This window comes from Variovorax sp. YR752 (assembly GCF_943372545.1).
The window spans coordinates 1-18,446 of the sequence record NZ_CALRZC010000051.1 but is presented as its reverse complement, the minus strand read 5'-3'; the positions used below and the strand labels follow the sequence as shown (position 1 = coordinate 18,446).

Here is an 18,446-nt window from a genome sequence, read left to right as displayed (position 1 = left end):
TCCCTCTGCCCTGTGTGTTGATACTCAAATTAGACTTGTTCGATGGCCCACGCAACGGATTCCCTCCTCGACACGCCCGACACCTCCGCGCCCTCCACGGTGCTCGGCGCCTGCCCGCACGATTGTCCTGACACCTGCGCGCTCGTCACCACCGTCAAGGACGGCGTGGCAGTGAAGCTGCAGGGCAACCCCGCCCACTCGCACACCGGCGGCGTGCTGTGCACCAAGGTGTCGCGCTACATCGAACGCAATGACCATGCCGAGCGGCTGGTGCAGCCCCTGAAACGCGTCGGCCCCAAGGGCAGCGGCCACTTCGAGCCCGTCTCGTGGGAGGCCGCATTGGACGACATCGCCGCGCATCTTCGGGGTTTGCAGGCCGAACCGGAAGCAATTCTCCCCTACAGCTATGCGGGCACCATGGGCCTCGTGCAGGGCGAGTCGATGGACCGGCGCTTCTTCCACAAGCTCGGCGCCTCGCTGCTGGACCGCACCATCTGCTCGATGGCGGGCGGCGAAGCGATGGTCTACACGCTGGGCGCCAAGGTCGGCATGCGCATCGAGTTCTTCGCCGAAGCCAAGCTCATCCTGATCTGGGGCAGCAACTCCATCGCCAGCAACCTGCACTTCTGGCGCCACGCCCAGGCCGCCAAGCGCGCCGGCGCGCGGCTGGTGTGCATCGACCCGCGCAAGACCGAAACCGCCGACAAGTGCGACGAGCACATCGCGCTGCTGCCCGGCACCGACGCCGCGCTGGCACTGGCGCTCATGCACGAACTCATCGTGCACGACTGGCTCGACCACGACTACATCGCCAACCACACGCTCGGCTGGGAGCAGCTGCGCGAGCGCGCGCTGCAGTGGCCGCCGTCGCGTGCGGCCGAGGTCTGCGGCATTCCCGAAGCACAGATCGTCGCGCTGGCCCAGGCCTACGGCACGACGAAGCCGGCCGCGATCCGCTTGAACTACGGCATGCAGCGCGTGCGCGGCGGCGGCAACGCGGCACGCGCCATCGCCTGCCTGCCGTCGCTGGTTGGCGCCTGGCGCGATCGCGCGGGCGGCCTGCTGCTCAGCAGCTCGGGCCACTACCCGGTCGATCGCGCCGCGCTGCAGCGCCCCGACCTGCTGGCGGGGCGCAAGCCGCGCACCATCAACATGAGCACCATCGGCGATGCGCTGCTCGACACCGCGAAGCCCGTGAAGGCCGTTGTGGTCTACAACAGCAACCCGGTCGCGGTGGCGCCCGAGTCGGCCAAGGTGGTGGCGGGCTTTGCGCGCGAAGACCTGTTCACCGTGGTGCTCGAGCAGTTCCGCACCGACACCGCCGACTACGCCGACTACCTGCTGCCCGCCACCACGCAGCTCGAGCACTGGGACATCCACTGCAGCTACGGCCACACCGACGTGCTGCTGAACCAGCCGGCCGTCGCGCCGCGCGGCGAGGCCCGCAGCAACGCCTGGGTGTTTCGCGAACTGGCGCGCCGCATGGGCTTCGACGAGTCCTGCTTCGCCGAGAGCGACGAGTCGCTGTGCCGCACCGCCTTCGCAGAGAACGCGATCGACTTCGACCAGCTGCGCGCGCAGGGCTTCACCAGCCTGAAGCTGGCCGAGGCGCCGTTCGCCGAAGGCAAGTTCCCCACGCCTTCGGGCCGCTGCGAGTTCTTCAGTGAGCGCCTGCAGGCCATGGGCATCGACGGCCTGCCCGACCACGTGCCCAACTGGGAGCCGGCCGGCAGTTCGACCGAATTCCCGCTGGCGATGATCTCGCCGCCGGCGCGCAATTTTCTCAACTCGACCTTCGTCAACGTGACGAGCCTGCGCGCCATCGAGGTCGAGCCACTGCTCGAAATCCACGCCGACGACGCCGCCGCGCGCGGCATCGAGGACGGCGCCACGGTGCGCGTGTTCAACCAGCGCGGCGAGCACCGCTGCCGCGCCGAGGTGTCGCGCCGCGCGCGCCGCGGCGTGGTGCACGGCATGGGCATCTGGTGGCGCAAGCTGGGCATGGACGGCACCAACGTCAACGAGCTGACCAGCCAGCGCCTGACCGACATCGGCCGCGGCCCGACGTTTTACGACTGCCTGGTGCAGGTCGAAAAGGCGTGATGCTGCGGTTGCGTGCGCCTGCGTTGGCACTGGCTGGCGCGTTCTTTCTCTCCGGCTGCGCCGACCTCGGCTACTACTGGCAATCGGCCAACGGCCACCTCGACATCCTGCGCGCCGCCAAGCCCGTGCCCGAATGGCTGGCCGATCCGGCCGTGGGGGCGCCGCTCAAGGCCAAGCTCGAACTCGCGCAGCGCATCCGCCGTTTTGCATCGAGCGAACTCGGCCTGCCCGACAACGCCAGCTACACCTCGTATGCCGACCTGCACCGTCCCGCCGCCGTGTGGAACGTGGTCGCCGCGCCGCCGTACTCGCTCACGTTGAAGAGCTGGTGCTTCCCGGTCGCGGGCTGCGTGGGCTACCGCGGCTACTACGACGAGGCCGCCGCCAAGACCGAGGCCGAGGCGCAGAAGACCAACGGCCTCGAAGTGGCCGTGTACCCCGTGCCGGCCTACTCCACGTTGGGCTGGATGAACTGGGCCGGCGGCGATCCGCTGCTGTCCACCTTCATCGGCTACCCCGAAGGCGAGCTGGCGCGCCTCGTGTTCCACGAGCTGGCGCACCAGGTGCTCTATGTGTCGGGCGACACGGTGTTCAACGAGTCGTACGCCACGGCCGTCGAGCGCATCGGCGGCGCGATGTGGCTGCAGCGCGAAGCCGGCGAGGCGGCGCGCGCCGAGTACGCGCAGTTCAATGCGCAGCGGCAGGACTTTCGTGCGCTCGCGCTCAACACGCGCCGCGCGCTCACGCAGGTGTACGAATCGCCCGAAGCCAAGGCCAAAGACTGGGCGAAGGTCGAAGCGCAGAAGCAGGCCGCCATGGCGGACTTCCGCGAGCGCTATGCCGCGCTGAAGACGGGCTGGACCGGTCCGCGCCAGAACGCCTACGACGGTTGGGTGGCGCGCGCCAACAATGCGGCCTTCGGTGCGCAGGGCGCGTATGACGATCTGGTGCCGAGCTTCGAGGCCCTGTTCGAACGCGAGGGCCGTGACTGGCCGCGCTTTTACACTGCGGTGCGGCGCATTGCCGCGCTGCCCACCACGGAAGAGCGGCGCAGCGCCCTGCAGGCCGCCACGGGTATCCTGCACACCCACGCGCGCCAAGGCCGCACACACGACGACAACGGAGACCACGGTGCCTGACATCCAAATCGAACGCAACCACACGCTGGGCATTGCCGGCGCCCGCGAAGTCGCGCGCCAATGGGTGCATCAGGTCGAGCAGGACTACGGCCTCGAATGCACCTACACCGAAGGCACCGACTGTGACGTGGCCCAGTTCAGCCGCGCGGGCATCGACGGCACGGTGGAGGTCACGGCCGACACCTTCCGGCTCGAGGCGACGCTGGGTTTCCTGTTCAGCAGCTTCAGCGACCAGATCGAGCAGAAGATCGCGCGCAATCTCGACGCGCTGCTCGAAGCGCCGCAGGGCGGCAGCCGCTTCGCCTGAGACGGCGCTTCTTCCGGGCGGCACGGCACACTCGGAAGCCATGACGCAAAGCTCTCTTTCCCCTCCGGCCGCGGGTCCGCTGGCCGGCCTCAAGGTCGTCGAACTCGGGCAACTGATCGCCGGCCCGTTCGCGGCGCGCACGCTGGCCGACTTCGGCGCCGACGTGGTCAAGATCGAACCGCCCGGCGCGGGCGACCCGCTGCGCACCTGGCGGCTGCTGAAGGACGGCACGTCCGTGTGGTGGCAGGTGCAGTCGCGCAACAAGCGCTCGCTCGCGCTGGACCTGCGCGAGCCCGAGGCGCAGGCCATCGTGCGCCAGCTCGCGGCCGAGGCCGACGTGCTGGTCGAGAACTTCCGCCCCGGCGCGATGGAAGGCTGGGGCCTGGGGCCCGACGAACTGCTGGCCGCCAACCCCGCGCTCGTGATGCTGCGCATCAGCGGCTACGGCCAGACCGGCCCCTACCGCGACCGCCCCGGCTTCGGCGTGGTGGCCGAGGCCATGGGCGGGCTGCGCCACCTCACGGGCGAGCCGGGCCGCGTGCCGGTGCGCGTGGGCGTGTCGATCGGCGACACGCTGGCGTCATTGCACGGCGTGATCGGCGTGCTGATGGCCATGCAGCACCGCCACGCCACCGTGAGCGCCGAATTCCCGAAGGGCCGCGGCCAGGTGGTCGACGTCGCGTTGTATGAGGCGGTCTTCAACTGCATGGAGAGCCTGCTGCCCGAGTACGGCGCCTTCGGCGCGGTGCGCGAGGCGGCCGGCAGCGCGCTGCCGGGCATTGCGCCCACCAATGCCTACCGTTGCGCGGACGGCGGCTACGCCATCGTCGCGGGCAACGGCGACAGCATCTTCAAGCGGCTCATGGCCTGCATCGGCCGGCCCGACCTCGCGGCCGACCCGGCGCTGGCCGGCAACACGGGGCGCGTGGCGCAGGTCGACACGCTCGATGCCGCCATCGGCGACTGGGCCGCGCAGCGCACGGTGGCCGAGGTGCTGACCGCGCTCGATGCGGCGCACGTGCCAGCCGGGCGCATCTACACCATCGCCGACATCGCGGCCGACCCGCACTACGCCGCGCGCGGCATGCTGCAGGAGGTGAAGATGCCCGACGGCAGCGCGCTCGCCGTGCCGGGCTTCGTGCCCAAGCTGTCGCTCACGCCGGCCGGCCACCGCCGCAACGCGCCGGCGCTGGGGGCGGACACGGAGGCGGTGTTGAAGGAGATCGGCCTGAGCGCCGAGCAGATCGCCGCGCTGCAGGAGCGCGGGATCGTCGGCTAGCCGGCGCGGCCGGTCAGGCGCGCAGGGATTCGATCAGGTCGATGTACTTCTGCTTCGCTTCGTCGGCGGTGGCGCCCTTCTGGGCGGTCCACGCGTCCCACTTGGCGCGCGCGACGATGTCGCTGAAGCTGGGCTTCTTGGCGGTGTTGTCGCCTTCGGTCGCCTGCTTGAACAGACCGTAGATCTTCAGCAGCGTCGGGTTGTCGGGGCGCTCGGCCAGCAGCTTGGAGTTGGCTTGGGCGGCTTCGAATAGGGCGTTGAGGTCGGACATGGCAGTCGGGAAGAAGGTCAGAAAGCGCGCATCATAAATGGATTGGTACCAACTGGTACCAATTGCAAGCGTTCCGGCCTTTCAGTCGGTCAAGCCTGCCCGCGCCAGCTCCACATCCAACCGCTCCCGCGCATCCGCCGGCGTCAGCGCCGCCGCCTTTTCATACAGCCCGTTCGCCTCGCCGGTGCGCGACTCGCCGTGCAGCATCAGCAGCGCACGCGCGTACTCCATCATCCCGGCCGCCGACTGCGGGTGCAGCGCCAGCCCGCGCTCGAACAGCTCGATCGAGGTCTCGGCGCGCACGCCGTACGTCATGCGCCCGACCAGCGCGCCGACCTTGTCGATCACCTCGGCGTGGAAGGCGGCCAGTGCGAGGTGCGCGTCGCCGTGCTCGGGCTGCAGTTCGATCACGTGCTCCAGCGCGCCCTTGAGCTTGGTGCCCAGGCCCTGCGCCAAGGCGCGTGCCACGCTGATGCCCTGGCTGTAGCGGCCCAGCGCGTAGGCCTGCCAGTAGAGCGCCTGGCAGTTGTCGGGCTCGGCGGCGACCTGCGCGCCGGCGCGTTCGATCACCTGACGGAACAGCACGAGCCGCACGGCCTCGCGCGGCTCCAGGTAGTTGGCGTAGATCGCGGTCGCCTGGTTGGCGAGCGCCAGGCCGTCGGGGCCGTGCCGCAGGCCGAGGGCGGCGGCGCGTTCGAACTCGCCGCTGTGGTACAGCGCCCAGCCTTCGGCCAGCGGCGCGTCGGCCGCGGGCGGCGGCAGCGCGTGGCCCGCGTGCAGGCGTGGCCAGTGCGTGAGCAGGCTGCGCGCGTCGTAGCGGGGCACATCGGGGGAGGGAAGGGGCGTCCAGGGTTCGGTGCCGGCGGCGGCAGTGGCCGCGGCAGGGCCGGCGGACAGCAGCGAGAGCGGTTTGAAATCGGAGTGGGGCATGGATGTTCTAGGCCGCCATATCGACCGTCGGTGGCACGGGGCTGGGGTTGCTGCTTGCTGCGGCGTTTTCGCCGTTGTAGGCATTGCTTAGCGCCAGCAGGTGGCGGCGCTGGTCGCGTGCGAGGTAAGGCGCGAGCAGGTGCAGCGTGTGGTGGCCGCCGCGCATCAGCGCGCCCTGCGCGTGCGCGGGCTCGAGCGCCTGGCGCGGGTTGCGCACGTACTCGTAGCTGAGCCAGTAGGTGAGCACGACGACCATGCTCTGCGCGAGCGTGTCGACCTCGTGCGCGTCGATGTCCAGGTGACCGGCGCGGCTCAGGCCGGCGATCAGCTGGCGGATGGCGCGCGCCTTGTTCTTGAGCACGAGCTGGAACTGGGTTTCCAGGTGCCGGTTCTTGCTCAGCAGGTCGTTGAGGTCGCGGTACAGAAAGCGGTAGCGCCAGATCAGCTCGAACAGGCTGTGCATGAAGAACCAGGCGTCCTCCACGTCGTGCACGCCTTCGCTGGCGTGCAGCAGCTCGTTGAGCTCGGCTTCGTAGCCTTCGTAGAGCTTGTTGATCAGCTCTTCCTTGGCGGGGTAGTGGTAGTAGAGATTGCCGGGGCTGATGTTCAGCTCGCCGGCCACCAGCGTGGTCGACACGTTCGGTTCCCCGAAGCGGTTGAACAAATCCAATGCAGCTTCGAGGATGCGTTGCGCAGTGCGGCGTGGCGCCTTCTTTGCCATGTCGGTGCCCCCGTGGTTTCTCTTGGTCTTGGGGGCACTCTAGCGCATGTGCGCTGCACCATGAACGGTGCGGGACATGTTTTGCGGCGCTGAATTTTTGTGCAGTGCCGCAATTACAGAACGATGTCAGCCGGCCTTGGTGCGGCGCAGGGTCTTCTTGGCGGCGGGGGCGGGCGCGGCCTTGCGCGAGGCGCGCACGGGCGAGGCCTTGGCATCGCGCTGCTTGAGCTGGGCTTCGAGCGCCTCGATGCGTGCCTGCAGCGCGGCCACGTCGGCGGCCGAGGGCACGCCGAGTTTTTCGAGCGCGCGCGCCACGCGTTCTTCGAAGATGTTTTCGAGCTTGCCCCACTGGCCGGCGGCCTTGGTGCCGAACTCGCTGGCGAAGCCGGCCATGCGCTGCTGGGCCTGGGCCAGGGTTTCTTCGGCGGCCTGCTGGGTCTTCTTCTGCATGCCGGCGCCGTCCTTGACCAGCGCCTCGAAGGCCTTGCTGCCTTCCTGCTGCATCTTGGCGAAGGCGCCGAGGCCGGCGAGCCAGATCTGCTGGGCCGAGTCCTTGATGCGGTCGGTCTTGTCGTCGCTGCTGCTGCTATCGTCTTTGGAGGTGGCCATGCAATGTGTTCCTTGGTATGCAATCGCATGACTCTAGCCGCCCGCGCGCCCCGTGGTTAGGGCGCGCCGCCTATCCCCGCGCCCAGGATCAGGGCGTGCCGCCGGCGGCGCGGCTGGCATCGAGGTGCGACTTGGCGCGCTCGGCCAGGGCCATCTCGCCGGGCGTGCCGGGCACGAAGGCCTGCACCGGCAGCGGCCGGCCGTGCGAATCGACCGAGACAAAAACGATCAGGCATTCGGTGGTCTTTTCCATCACGCCGCCCTTCATGTCGCCGCTGCGCACCTCGACCGAGATGTTCATGCTGGTGGTGCCCGTGTAGGCCAGGCGGGCCTCGACCTCGACCAGGTCGCCGATCATGATCGGCCGGTGAAAGCGGATGCTGCCGATGAAGGCGGTGACGCAGTAGCGTTTGGCCCAGCTGGTGGCGCAGGCGTAGCCGGCCTCGTCGATCCACTTCATGACCGTGCCGCCGTGGACCTTGCCGCCGAAGTTGACGGTGCTGGGTTCGGCCAGAAACCGGAGGGTGATGGAAGACATGGGGGGCGCCTTTTCTCTGTGGGCAGTGGGTGGGGAGCCGCGATTATGCGAGCGCCCGGGCGCCCCCTGGCGGCCGCCCGTCGCGTAGCGGCCGGCGCTCAGCTGCCGCTGAACAGCTGCGCCAGCGTGCGGCGCAGCCAGGCGTTGCCCGGGTCGGCATGAAAGCGCTCGTGCCAGTGCTGCTTGACCGCGTAAGCCGGCAGCGTGAAGGGCGGCGCCAGCACCTTCACCGGCTCCTGCGTGGCCAGCACGTTGCCCAGGATGCGCGGCACCACCACGATCAGCTCGGTGTGGGCCACGATGCGCGCCACGCTCAGAAAGCTCGACAGCCGCACCACCACGTTGCGCTTCAGGCCCAGGCGCGCGATGGTCGTGTCGACGATGGCGTGCCCCGTGCCCGAACTCGACACCACCGCGTGCGCCTCTTCCTCGAAGCGCTTGCGCGTGAGCTTGGCGCCGATGCGCGGATGGTTCTGCGCCGCCAGGCAGACGAAGTTCTGCATGAACAGTACCTGCTGGTAGAAGCCCGCGTCCAGCTGCGGCATGAAGCCCACGGCCAGGTCGACGTCGCCGTCCTGCAGCCGGCGGCCGCTGTGGGTGGAGATGATCTCGGTCTCGATGTGCACGCCCGGTGCGGCGTGCCGCAGGTGGTCGAGCAATCCGGGCAGGAGCACCACCTCGCTGATGTCGGTCATGCAGATGCGAAAGCGCCGCTGCGCATGCGCCGGCTCGAAGCTGCTGCGGTTGCCCTGGGCCTGCGCCAGCTGCGCCAGCGCCTCGCGCAGGTTCGGGTAGATGCGCTCGGCGTGCGGCGTGGGCTGCATGCCTTGGGCGGTGCGGGTGAACAGGCGGTCGTCGAAGTGCGCGCGCAGCTTGTTCAGCGCCGTGCTGGCCGCCGCCTGCGCCATGCCCAGCCGCTCGGCGGCCTTGGTGACGTTGCCGGTCTTGTAGACCTCGTCGAACACGGCGAGCCATTCGAGATCGAGCTTGGACATGGGGTGAAGTGGGGCTGGGTGGTGAAGGCGAAAGACACCATTATCGAAATTTCGAATTCCGTGTATTGGCACGCGGTCTTGAGCAAATAGTGGGGCGGGACAACAATGCCGCCAACGGAGACACCGACCCCATGAACCCCGCTTCTTCCAGTGCCCCTTCCAGCGCCGCCGGTGCACCGGCCAACCTGGCCGAACGCCGCGACTACTACGCCCGCATCCGCCCGCTGAATCTCTCGCCGCTGTGGGAGTCGCTGCACGTGCTCGTGCCGCGCGAGCCCAAGAGCCCGTGCGTGCCCGCGCTGTGGCGCTACGACGAGATCCGCCCGTTGCTCATGGAGTCGGCCGACCTCATCACCGCCGAAGAGGCCGTGCGCCGCGTGCTCGTGCTCGAGAACCCGGCGCTGCCCGGCAACGCGTCGATCACGCAGTCGATCTACGCCGGCCTGCAGCTCATCATGCCGGGCGAGGTGGCACCGTCGCACCGCCATGTGCAGTCGGCGCTGCGCTTCATCGTGGACGGCAAGGGCGCCTACACCACGGTGGGCGGCGAGCGCACGACCATGCACCCCGGCGACTTCATCATCACGCCCTCGTGGGCCTGGCACGACCACGGCAACGAAGGCATCGAAGGCGTGACCGAGCCGGTGGTGTGGCTCGACGGCCTCGACATTCCGATGCTGCGCTTCTTCGACGCCGGCTTTGCCGAGAACGACGACGCCAAGGTGCAGCACGTGGCGCGGCCCGAAGGCCACAGCCTGGCGCGCTTCGGCCACAACATGGTGCCGGTGCGGCACGACCACACCTCGGCCACCTCGCCGATCTTCAACTACCCCTACCTGCGCAGCCGCGAGGCGCTGGCGCAACTGCAGAAGCAGGAAGCGCCCGATGCCTGGCTCGGCCACAAGCTGCGCTACATCAACCCGCTGACGGGCGGTTCGCCGATGCCGACCATCTCGACCCAGCTGCAGCTGCTTCCCAAGGGCTTCGCCGGCCAGGCGCATCGCGCCACCGACGGCACCGTCTACAGCGTGGTCGAAGGCCACGGCACGGCCGAGATTGCCGGCCAGCGTTTCGACTTCGGCCCGCGCGACACCTTCGTCGTGCCCTCGTGGGCGCCGCTGCGCCTGTCGTCGCCGAGCGAAGACACGGTGCTCTTCAGCTTTTCCGACCGCCCCGTGCAGCAGGCCATGGGCATCCTGCGCGAAGCCTTCCTCGAAGACGCTTGAAAGCGCGGCGACCTTCTTTCCTTCCTTCTTTTTCTTGTTTGTCTGATGTGCCGTCCCACGCGGCAGGAGCCTTCATGTCCTTCGTCTTCACGCCCCCTTCCATCGTCGGCCTGCCCATCGTGGGCTCCGACAAGCAGTTCCCCGTGCGCCGCGTCTACTGCGTCGGCCGTAACTACGCGGCCCATGCGCGCGAGATGGGCTTCGACCCCGACCGCGAACCGCCGTTCTTCTTCTGCAAGCCGAACGACGACGCTTCGGTCGTGCCCGTGGCCGAAGGCGCCACCGGCACCGTGCCGTACCCCTCGCTCACGAGCAACTACCACTACGAAGCCGAGCTGGTGGTCGCCATCGGCAAGGGCGGCAAGGACATTCCGGTCGACCAGGCCGCCAGCCACATCCACAGCTACGCCGTGGGCCTGGACATGACGCGCCGCGACCTGCAGATGAAGATGCGCGAAGCCGGCCGCCCGTGGGAGATCGGCAAGGCCTTCGACTTCTCGGCCCCCATCGCGCCGCTGCGCACGCTGGCCGACGTGGGCGAGATCAACGCCGGCGCCATCACGCTCGAGGTCGACGGCCAGGTGCGCCAGAACAGCGACATCGCGCACCTGATCTGGTCGGTGAACGAAGTCATCGCCAACCTGTCGACGCTGTTCGCGTTGCAGCCCGGCGACCTGATTTTCACGGGCACGCCCGAAGGCGTGGGCGCGGTGAAGCCGGGCCAGACGATCAAGGTCAGCATCGAGCGCCTGCCGTCGCTCACCGTTCGCATCGACTGAGCTTCCTGGCCCGCGCATGACTCCCTCGAAGCAACCTCCCTCCGTGCTGCTCGTCGGCGGCGGCATCGGCGGCATGGCCGCCGCGCTCGCACTCGCACGCCTGGGCGTGGCCATCGACCTGCTCGAACAGAGCGCCGTCATCGGCGAGATCGGCGCCGGCCTGCAGCTCGGCCCCAACGCCTTTGCGGCACTCGACGCGCTCGGTGTGGGCGAGGCTGTGCGCCGCAGCTCGGTGTTCACCGACCGGCTCGTGATGATGGACGCCGTCGATTGCACCGAGGTGGCCTCGGTGCCCGTCGGCGAGGCCTTCCGCGCGCGCTTCGGCAACCCCTATGCCGTGAGCCACCGCGCCGACCTGCACGGCGCGATCCACGAAGCCGTGAAGCAGCATCCGCTGATCCGCTTCCACACCTCGGCGCAGGTCGAGGCGATCGACACCGGCGCGCACGGCGTCACGGCCGTCACGCGCGATGGCCGCCGCTTCCAGGCCGATGCCATCGTCGGCTGCGACGGCGTGAAGTCGGTGGTGCGCGCGAAGCTCATCGGCGACGCGCCGCGCGTGTCGGGCCACGTGGTCTACCGTGCCGTGGTGCCTGCGGCCGACATGCCCGTCGACCTGCAATGGAACGCGCCCGTGGTCTGGGCCGGCCCCAATTGCCACCTCGTGCACTACCCGCTGCGCCATGGCGAGCAGTACAACCTGGTCGTCACCTTTCACAGCCGTGAGGAAGAAGAGTGGGGCGTCACCGACGGCAGCAAAGAAGAGGTGCTGTCGTACTTCGAGGGCGTGCATGCGCGCCCGCGCCAGCTGCTCGATCGCCCGACCTCGTGGCGCCGCTGGAGCACCGCCGACCGCGACCCCGTCGAGCGCTGGAGCGACGGCCCGGCCACGCTGCTCGGCGACGCGGCGCATCCCATGATGCAGTACCTCGCGCAGGGCGCGTGCATGGCGCTCGAAGACGCCGTGACGCTCGGCGAGGCCGTGAAGGCCTGCGACTTCGACATGAGCGCCGCCTTCCAGCGCTACGAGCAGGCCCGCATCGCACGCTGCGCGCGCGTCGTGCTGTCGGTGCGCGAGATGGGGCGCCTGTACCACGCCCAGGGCGTGGAGCGCCTGGTGCGCAACAGCCTGTGGACCGGGCGCACGCCCGAACGTTTCTACGATGCGGTCGAATGGCTGTACGCCTGGCGACCCGAGCACTGTCTGGGCGATGCGCCCATGCCGCGCTGACACGCGTTTTTCTGCGATATCCCACCCACGAGGCCGAAGGCCCAGGAGACAACCCATGAACTTTCCGCGCGCATTGCTGACGACCGCCGTCCTGGCCCTGACCGCCGCCTCCGGCGCATGGGCGCAGGGCAGCGACTATCCGAGCAAGCCGGTGACGCTGATCACCCCGTTCGCGGCCGGCAGCGGCCCCGACGCGGTGCTGCGCCTGGTGTCCGACAAGCTCTCGCGCCTGTGGAACCAGCGCGTGGTGGTCGACAACCGGCCCGGTGGCGGCGGCTTCATTGCCATCGACCAGGCGCGCCGCGCCGCGCCCGACGGCTACACGCTGCTGCAGCTGGACAGCGAGCACATCGCCGCGCTGCCGCACCTGTACAAGTCGCGCAACTTCGTGACCTTGCAGCACTTCGACCCGGTCGCCTCGCTGTTCCGCACGCCCTTCTTCGTGGCCGTGGGCACCGAGTCGAAGTGGAAGACCATGGGCGACCTGATCGCCGCCGCCAAGGCCAACCCCGAAGGCATCGTCTACGGCTCGTGGGGCGTCGGCAGCCCGGGCCACCTGGGCGCGCAGCAGCTCGAGGCGCTCACGGGCATCCGCATGCGGCACGCGCCGTACCGCGAGGTGTCGCAGCTGTACTCCAACGTCGGCACCGGCGAGGTGCCGTGGGCCTTCGCGAGCATTCCGTCGAGCCAGGGCATCTACAAGGCGGGCAAGCTGCGCTACATCGCCGTGGCCGCGCCCAAGCGCATCCCGCAGATGCCCGACGTGCCGACCATGGCCGAGGCCGGCGGCCCGGCCTCGCTGGAGGTCAACTCCTTCGTGTCGCTCCTGGCGCCCAAGGGCGTGTCGGCGGCCGTGAAGGCCAAGATCAACGCCGACGTGGCCAAGGTGATTGCCGACCCCGACATCCGCGCCCGCTTCGACACCTTCGCCTTCGAGCCGCTGGCCTGGTCGCCCGAGGAAATCGAGCGCAACGCCGAGGCGAAGTCGAAGGTGTACGGCGAGCTGGTGCGCCGGGGCAACATCAGCCTCGACTGACGAGAGTGCGCCTTGCCCTGGGCTCGGCGCGCCAGTTAAGCTGCCTCTCTTTGCATACTTGTTCACCTTTTTGACTGTCTTTTTCCCATGCACGCCACCAAGAGAGCCCTCCTGATCGCCTGCGGCCTGGCCGCCACCGCGGCGTTGCCGCTGTCCGCCAGCGCCGACACCCCCGCGTGGCCGACCAAGCCGATCCGCCTGCTGGTGGGTTTTCCAGGCGGATCGACGCCCGACATCGCGGCGCGCACCATCGCCGAGCCGCTGTCGCGCGCGCTGGGCCAGCCAGTCGTGGTGGACAACAAGGCCGGCGCCTCGGGCAACATCGCGGCCGACCAGGTGGCCAAGGCCACCGACGACCACACGCTGGGCATCGTCATCAACGGCAACCTCACGTCGTCGAAGATGCTGTACCCCAAGCTGCCGTACGACCCAGCGAAAGACTTCACCTACCTGTCGCTCATCGCCACCGCGCCGCTGGTGCTCGTGGCGCAGAACAGCTTGCCCTCGGGAACGGCCTTCTTCGACGCCGCGCGCCAGGCCGGCGACAAGTGGAACTACGGCTCGGTGGGCGTGGGCTCGGTCGGCCACCTGGGCATGGAACTGCTCAAGAGCCGCGTGAACGGCTTCAAGCCCGAACACGTGCCCTACCAGGGCAACCCGCAGGTCGTCACCGGCATGCTGGGCGACCAGGTGCAGATGGGCCTGATCCCGCCGGGCGTGGCCATGCCGCAGATCCGCGCCGGCAAGCTCAAGGCCGTGGGCCTCACGGGCGGCCGCAGCGCGCTGGTGCCCGAGATCGCCCCGCTGGCCGAGGCCGGCGTGAAAGACTTCAGCCTCGAGGTGTGGGTGGCGCTGCTCGGCCCGGCCAACCTGTCGAAGACCGCGCAGGCACGCATCAGTCGCGAGATCGAGATCGTCATGAAAGACCCCGACGTGCGCCGCAAGCTCTTCGAGCAAGGCTGGCAAGCCGTGGGCACCTCGCCGGACGGCATGCGCACGCGCGTGAAGGAAGAGGCGGCGATCATGAGCAAGATCATCGCCACGCGCGGCATCAAGATTCAGTGATGACGACGACAACGCAGCAACCACACACCCTGAACGAACCGGCGCGCGCGCTGCCGGTGTTCGGCGACTTCGACGTGGTCGTGGTCGGCGGCGGCCCCGCCGGCATTGCCGCCGCCGTGAGCGCCGCGCGCCACGGCGCGCGCACGCTGCTGGTGGAGCGCTACGGCTTTCTCGGCGGCATGGGCACCGCAGGCGGCGTGACCAACTTCGCGGGCCTGTACGGCAAGCGCCGCGGCGAGATGACGCAGCTGGTGCGCGGCGTGGTCGACCAGCTCATCGACCGTATCGCCGGCTTCAACGGCATGAACGCGCCGCAGAACGGCATGGGCGGGCGCATCTGCGTGCGCTCGTACGACACCTCGGCCTACAAGCTGGCCGCCGACCAGCTGCTCGAAGCGGCCGGCGTGCAGATGCTGTTCCACGCGTACGCCGCGGCGGTGCTGCACGACGGCGCGCGCATTGCCGCGCTGGTGGTCGAGACCAAGTCGGGCCGCCAGGCGATCCGCGCCAATGCCTTCATCGACGCCAGCGGCGACGCCGACGTGGCCGCCTTCGCGGGCGTGCCTTTCGAAGTGGGCGACGGCCACGGCAGCGGGCTGTTCCCGACCACCATGTTCCGCATCGGCCAGGTCGATGCACCGGCCGCGCTGGCCGCGGTGGGCGAGTTCTCGGCCATCAACGACTTCATGGCGCGCGCCGAGCAGCAGCATCCGGGCAAGTACAGCTTTCCGCGCGAAGGCGCGATCCTGCGGCCGAACAAGGACCCGCGCGAGTGGCGCGCCAACGTCACGCAGATCCGCAACGCCGCCGGCGGCGCGATGAACGGCGTCGATGCGCGCGAGCTCAGCGACGGCGAACTCGAAGGCCGGCGCCAGATTGCCGCGTACTTCAAGTTCCTGCAGGCCGAGGTGCCGGGCTTTGCGCCGTCGGCCATCGTGGAGATCGCGCCGCAGGTCGGCATCCGCGAGACGCGGCGCATCCAGGGCCTGTATGCGCTGGACCGCGAAGACATCCTCGGCTCGGCCACCTTCGACGACACCAGCGGCCTGAACGCCTGGCCGATGGAAATGCACGCCGACGGCCGCATCGAGTGGGCCTTCCCGCGCGACGAAGCCAACGCCTACAACCACCTGCCGTGGCGCATGCTGGTGCCGCAGACGGTCGACAACCTGCTCGTGGCCGGGCGCTGCGCCTCGATGACGCACGAGGGCCAGTCGGCCGCGCGCGCCAGCGGCGGCTGCTTCGTGATGGGACAGGCGGCGGGCACCGCGGCGGCATCGCTGGGCAGCGGGCGCTTTGCGGCGATCGACGTGGCGGCGCTGCAGAAAAAGCTGGCGGCCGACGGCGTCGACCTCGACCCTTGAGAAGGTGTGAACGAATCCGCCATGCCCGCTCATCCCGCCCAGACACGCCCCCTCGGCGTTGCAAATGCTCGCCATAGCCCGAGCTATGGCTGCGCTTTGCGCCTTGAGGGGGCGCGCCTGGGCAGGCTGCTCGGCCACGCCGGATTCATTCACACCTTCTGAGGGCGGCGCGGCGCTAGAGTCCGGGGCTGGATGAACTCGAACCCCGGACACACCGTGCCTCTTTCTTCTTCGCTGTCGACCCCCGCGCGTCGGCTCTTCCTGGCGCTGGCCTGCGCCGCCTTCGGCCTGCTGCAGGTGGGCTGCGCCAGCACCCCCGAGGGCGACCCCGTCCACGGCAAGGACCGCGTGCTGAGCTTCGTCGCGGCCAAGGACGGCCGCAAGGTCGCCATTGCCGGCGACAAGTACCACTACGTGTTCGACGGCGACCCCTCCGTGGCCGCGCTCCTGCGCTGGGACGGCCGCACCAAGGTCACGCCCGCGCTCATCGGCGAACTGAAGGTGGCGCGCAACCAGAGCTTCGAAGGCCAGTACGTGCTGATGGCCTTCGACGCCGACCTGACGCCCGAAGACCGCAACTTCCTCGTGCAGACCGGCTTCGCCAAGGCCGAGGTGAAGTACGGCGACCGCACCGGCCCGGTGCTGCGTTACTTCGGCACCGTCTACGGCAAGCGCTACACGGCGGTGGCGTTGAAGTCGGCCGACGAGGTCGATTTTTCGCGCCGCCAGTACCTGAAGTACGTCGAGCAGGAAACGCTCAGCGGCGCGTTCAGCCAGGCCGAGCGCTCGCCGCTGGTGTACGGCGCCGACGGCACGATGCTGCTGGGCGGCGTGCCGGTGCGCATGGTCGATGGCGGCACCGACCACGGCTGCAGCCTGCGCCTGATGCTGGACATCTGCTTCTTCAAGTAGGCCTGCCGGGCGCTGCTGACCGGGCCGCGACAGCGCGCGGGCCCGGCCTTTGCTATCGTCGAGGGCTGCTTTTTTCGCCCAGAAATCTCCCTCCGATGACCCCCGAACCCGTCCTTGCCGCCCGCCTCGTTGCCGACCTCGTCGCCCTCATGCAGCTCGAACCGCTGGGCGGCGACCGTTTCCTGGCCCAGAGCGAGGACATCGGCACGCCCGCCGTCTTCGGCGGCCAAGTGCTCGGCCAGTCGCTCATGGCCGCCAGCCTCACGGTGGGCGCCGAGCGCCCGGTGCATTCGATGCACGCCTACTTCCTGCTGCCCGGCGAGCACGCGCCCATCGAGTACAGCGTCGACCGCGTGCGCGACGGCCGCAGCTTCACCACGCGCCACGTGGTGGCGCGCCAGCAGGAGCGCATCATTTTTGAAATGTCGGCCTCGTTCCAGACCGTGGACGAGGGCGTCGAGCACCAGTTCCCCATGCCCGCGGTCGAAGGCCCCGACGGCCTGACCAGCGAGCTCGACCAGCGCATCGCGCTCGGCGACCGCCTGCCCGAACCCTGGCGCTCCAAGGCCATCCAGCCGCACGGCATCGAGTACCGGCGCGTCGACCCCGAAGACCTGCTGCGGCCCGAGGTGCGCCCCACGGAGAACCAGAGCGCCATCTGGATGCGCGCCATCGCGCCGCTGCCCGACGACCTGACCGTGCACCGCGCATTGCTGGCCTACGCCTCCGACCACGGCCTGCTGCGCGCCGCGATGCTGCCGCACGGCCTGAGCTTCATGAGCGGCCAGGTGCGCCCCGCCAGCCTGGACCACGCGATGTGGTTCCACCGCGATTTCCGCCTGGACGACTGGCTGCTCTACGTGGTCGACTCGCCCAGCGCCGGCGGCGCGCGCGGCCTGTGCCGCGGCAGCATCTACACGCGCGACGGGCGCCTTGTGGCGTCGGCGGCGCAGGAGGGCATGCTGCGCATCCGCAAGCCGGGCACGCCGCGCACGCCGATCACGGGCTGAACGGTCCTCCGCTTTCCTTCACTCACTCGCTCGATCGCTCCGACCATGAAGATCTTCTTCTCCCCCGCCTCTCCTTTCGTGCGCAAGTGCATGGTCGTGGCCCACGAACTCGGCGTGGCCGATCGCATCGAAAAACTGCCCAGCGCCGCCGGCCCGGTGAAGCGCGACGCCAGCATCCTCCCGAACAACCCGCTGGGCCAGGTGCCGACCTTCCTCACCGACGACGGCCAGGTGCTGTTCGACAGCCGCGTGATCTGCGAGTACCTCGACACGACACACGGCGGCGGCCTGTTCCCGGCCACCGGGCCTGCGCGCTGGGAGCGCCTGACCGAGCTGTCGCTGGCCGACGGCATGACCGGCGCCGCGCTGCTCGCGCGCTACGAGACCATGCTGCGCCCCGAGGCGCTGCGCTGGACCGACTGGACCGACGGCCAACTCGACAAGGTGCGCACCGGCCTCGAATGGCTCGAGGCGGCGGCGCCGTCGTTCGGCGAGCGCGTCGACATCGGCACCATCGCCTTCGGCTGTGCGCTGGGCTACATGGACTTCCGCTTTCCCTCGGTGGACTGGCGCGCCCAGGCACCGAACAGCGCGAAGTGGTTTGCGGCGTTCAACCAGCGGCCGTCGATGCAGGCCACGTTGCCGACGGTCTGATCTGCTGCTGCTGCTGCAGTTCAGGGCGACGCTCCCGCCGACGCGGTACCTTGCTCCGCGAATGTCCCCCGCCCTTCGGGCTCCTCCTTGATTTCGCTGCGCAAGGCACCCCATCGACGTGAGCGTTGGGCAGTGCGGCTGTTGATCGACCCGCACAACGACAGCGCTCAGCGGGCGCAGGACACTGGGTGCTTCCCGCAGCGAAATCAAGACACCGTTGTGCTCGTCAAGGGCTGGTTGCCTTGAGGTAGTTCGCATCAAAGGGTTTTCGGGACCT

At 69.3% G+C, this 18,446-nt stretch carries 19 protein-coding genes; 13 read left to right on the top strand and 6 right to left on the bottom strand.

Annotation, left to right across the window (positions count from 1 at the left end; translation table 11 throughout):
• Positions 1-42: 42 nt before the first annotated feature.
• The 4 genes from AAG801_RS14400 to AAG801_RS14385 are packed head-to-tail and all read left to right on the top strand — an operon-like array spanning position 43 to position 4,828.
• Positions 43-2,103, top strand: coding sequence for a molybdopterin oxidoreductase family protein (locus AAG801_RS14400; RefSeq protein ID WP_341888986.1), 2,061 nt, complete (start codon positions 43-45; stop codon positions 2,101-2,103).
• The gene (locus AAG801_RS14395) at positions 2,103-3,242 is read left to right on the top strand and encodes an aminopeptidase (RefSeq protein WP_341888985.1); all 1,140 of its coding nucleotides are present in this window, start codon (positions 2,103-2,105) and stop codon (positions 3,240-3,242) included. The genes AAG801_RS14400 and AAG801_RS14395 overlap by 1 nt, the downstream gene beginning before the upstream one ends.
• Positions 3,235-3,549 (top strand): polyhydroxyalkanoic acid system family protein, encoded by a 315-nt coding sequence (locus AAG801_RS14390; protein WP_101493405.1) that lies wholly within the window; start codon positions 3,235-3,237, stop codon positions 3,547-3,549. Before AAG801_RS14395 ends, AAG801_RS14390 begins: the two co-directional genes overlap by 8 nt.
• A gap of 40 nt (positions 3,550-3,589) precedes the next feature.
• Positions 3,590-4,828 (top strand): CaiB/BaiF CoA-transferase family protein, encoded by a 1,239-nt coding sequence (locus AAG801_RS14385; protein ID WP_341888984.1) that lies wholly within the window; start codon positions 3,590-3,592, stop codon positions 4,826-4,828.
• 13 nt (positions 4,829-4,841) lie between these two features.
• Here the strand turns inward: AAG801_RS14385 and AAG801_RS14380 are convergent, their stop codons facing one another.
• The 6 genes from AAG801_RS14380 to AAG801_RS14355 form a co-directional block, all read right to left on the bottom strand.
• Complete coding sequence (locus AAG801_RS14380; protein WP_101493403.1) at positions 4,842-5,099, bottom strand: acyl-CoA-binding protein; 258 nt, start codon at positions 5,097-5,099, stop codon at positions 4,842-4,844.
• Positions 5,100-5,180: 81 nt separating this feature from the next.
• Complete coding sequence (locus AAG801_RS14375; RefSeq protein ID WP_341888983.1) at positions 5,181-6,029, bottom strand: hypothetical protein; 849 nt, start codon at positions 6,027-6,029, stop codon at positions 5,181-5,183.
• 7 nt (positions 6,030-6,036) lie between these two features.
• The gene (locus AAG801_RS14370; protein WP_341888982.1) at positions 6,037-6,750 is read right to left on the bottom strand and encodes a TetR/AcrR family transcriptional regulator; all 714 of its coding nucleotides are present in this window, start codon (positions 6,748-6,750) and stop codon (positions 6,037-6,039) included.
• A 126-nt stretch (positions 6,751-6,876) separates the two neighbouring features.
• Positions 6,877-7,359, bottom strand: a complete 483-nt coding sequence (locus AAG801_RS14365; RefSeq protein ID WP_341888981.1) for a phasin family protein — start codon at positions 7,357-7,359, stop codon at positions 6,877-6,879.
• A gap of 88 nt (positions 7,360-7,447) precedes the next feature.
• The gene (locus AAG801_RS14360; RefSeq protein ID WP_341888980.1) at positions 7,448-7,897 is read right to left on the bottom strand and encodes an acyl-CoA thioesterase; all 450 of its coding nucleotides are present in this window, start codon (positions 7,895-7,897) and stop codon (positions 7,448-7,450) included.
• A gap of 98 nt (positions 7,898-7,995) precedes the next feature.
• Positions 7,996-8,892, bottom strand: a complete 897-nt coding sequence (locus AAG801_RS14355) for a LysR family transcriptional regulator (protein ID WP_099794666.1) — start codon at positions 8,890-8,892, stop codon at positions 7,996-7,998.
• A gap of 131 nt (positions 8,893-9,023) precedes the next feature.
• Here AAG801_RS14355 and gtdA point away from each other — a divergent pair, with 131 nt between their 5' ends.
• The 9 genes from gtdA to AAG801_RS14310 all read left to right on the top strand — a co-directional run bounded on the left by gtdA (position 9,024) and on the right by AAG801_RS14310 (position 18,169).
• Positions 9,024-10,118, top strand: a complete 1,095-nt coding sequence (gene gtdA, locus AAG801_RS14350; protein WP_341888979.1) for a gentisate 1,2-dioxygenase — start codon at positions 9,024-9,026, stop codon at positions 10,116-10,118.
• A gap of 74 nt (positions 10,119-10,192) precedes the next feature.
• On the top strand, positions 10,193-10,897 hold the full coding sequence (locus tag AAG801_RS14345) for a fumarylacetoacetate hydrolase family protein (protein ID WP_341888978.1): 705 nt from the start codon (positions 10,193-10,195) through the stop codon (positions 10,895-10,897).
• Positions 10,898-10,913: 16 nt separating this feature from the next.
• Entirely contained in the window at positions 10,914-12,128 is a 1,215-nt protein-coding gene (locus tag AAG801_RS14340; RefSeq protein WP_341888977.1) for a 3-hydroxybenzoate 6-monooxygenase, read from the top strand.
• Between the two features lie 55 nt (positions 12,129-12,183).
• Positions 12,184-13,164, top strand: coding sequence for a tripartite tricarboxylate transporter substrate binding protein (locus AAG801_RS14335; protein ID WP_095743264.1), 981 nt, complete (start codon positions 12,184-12,186; stop codon positions 13,162-13,164).
• Positions 13,165-13,251: 87 nt separating this feature from the next.
• A complete protein-coding gene (locus tag AAG801_RS14330; protein WP_101493394.1) occupies positions 13,252-14,229 on the top strand; it encodes a tripartite tricarboxylate transporter substrate-binding protein in 978 nt (325 codons plus the stop codon).
• The gene (locus AAG801_RS14325) at positions 14,229-15,593 is read left to right on the top strand and encodes an FAD-dependent oxidoreductase (protein ID WP_341888976.1); all 1,365 of its coding nucleotides are present in this window, start codon (positions 14,229-14,231) and stop codon (positions 15,591-15,593) included. The genes AAG801_RS14330 and AAG801_RS14325 overlap by 1 nt, the downstream gene beginning before the upstream one ends.
• A 216-nt stretch (positions 15,594-15,809) precedes the next feature.
• Positions 15,810-16,505, top strand: coding sequence for a hypothetical protein (locus tag AAG801_RS14320; RefSeq protein ID WP_341888975.1), 696 nt, complete (start codon positions 15,810-15,812; stop codon positions 16,503-16,505).
• A 95-nt stretch (positions 16,506-16,600) separates the two neighbouring features.
• Positions 16,601-17,515: an acyl-CoA thioesterase II gene (locus AAG801_RS14315; RefSeq protein WP_341888974.1), complete on the top strand. Its 915-nt coding sequence runs from the start codon at positions 16,601-16,603 to the stop codon at positions 17,513-17,515.
• Between the two features lie 45 nt (positions 17,516-17,560).
• The gene (locus tag AAG801_RS14310) at positions 17,561-18,169 is read left to right on the top strand and encodes a glutathione S-transferase (RefSeq protein WP_341888973.1); all 609 of its coding nucleotides are present in this window, start codon (positions 17,561-17,563) and stop codon (positions 18,167-18,169) included.
• Positions 18,170-18,446: the final 277 nt, after the last annotated feature.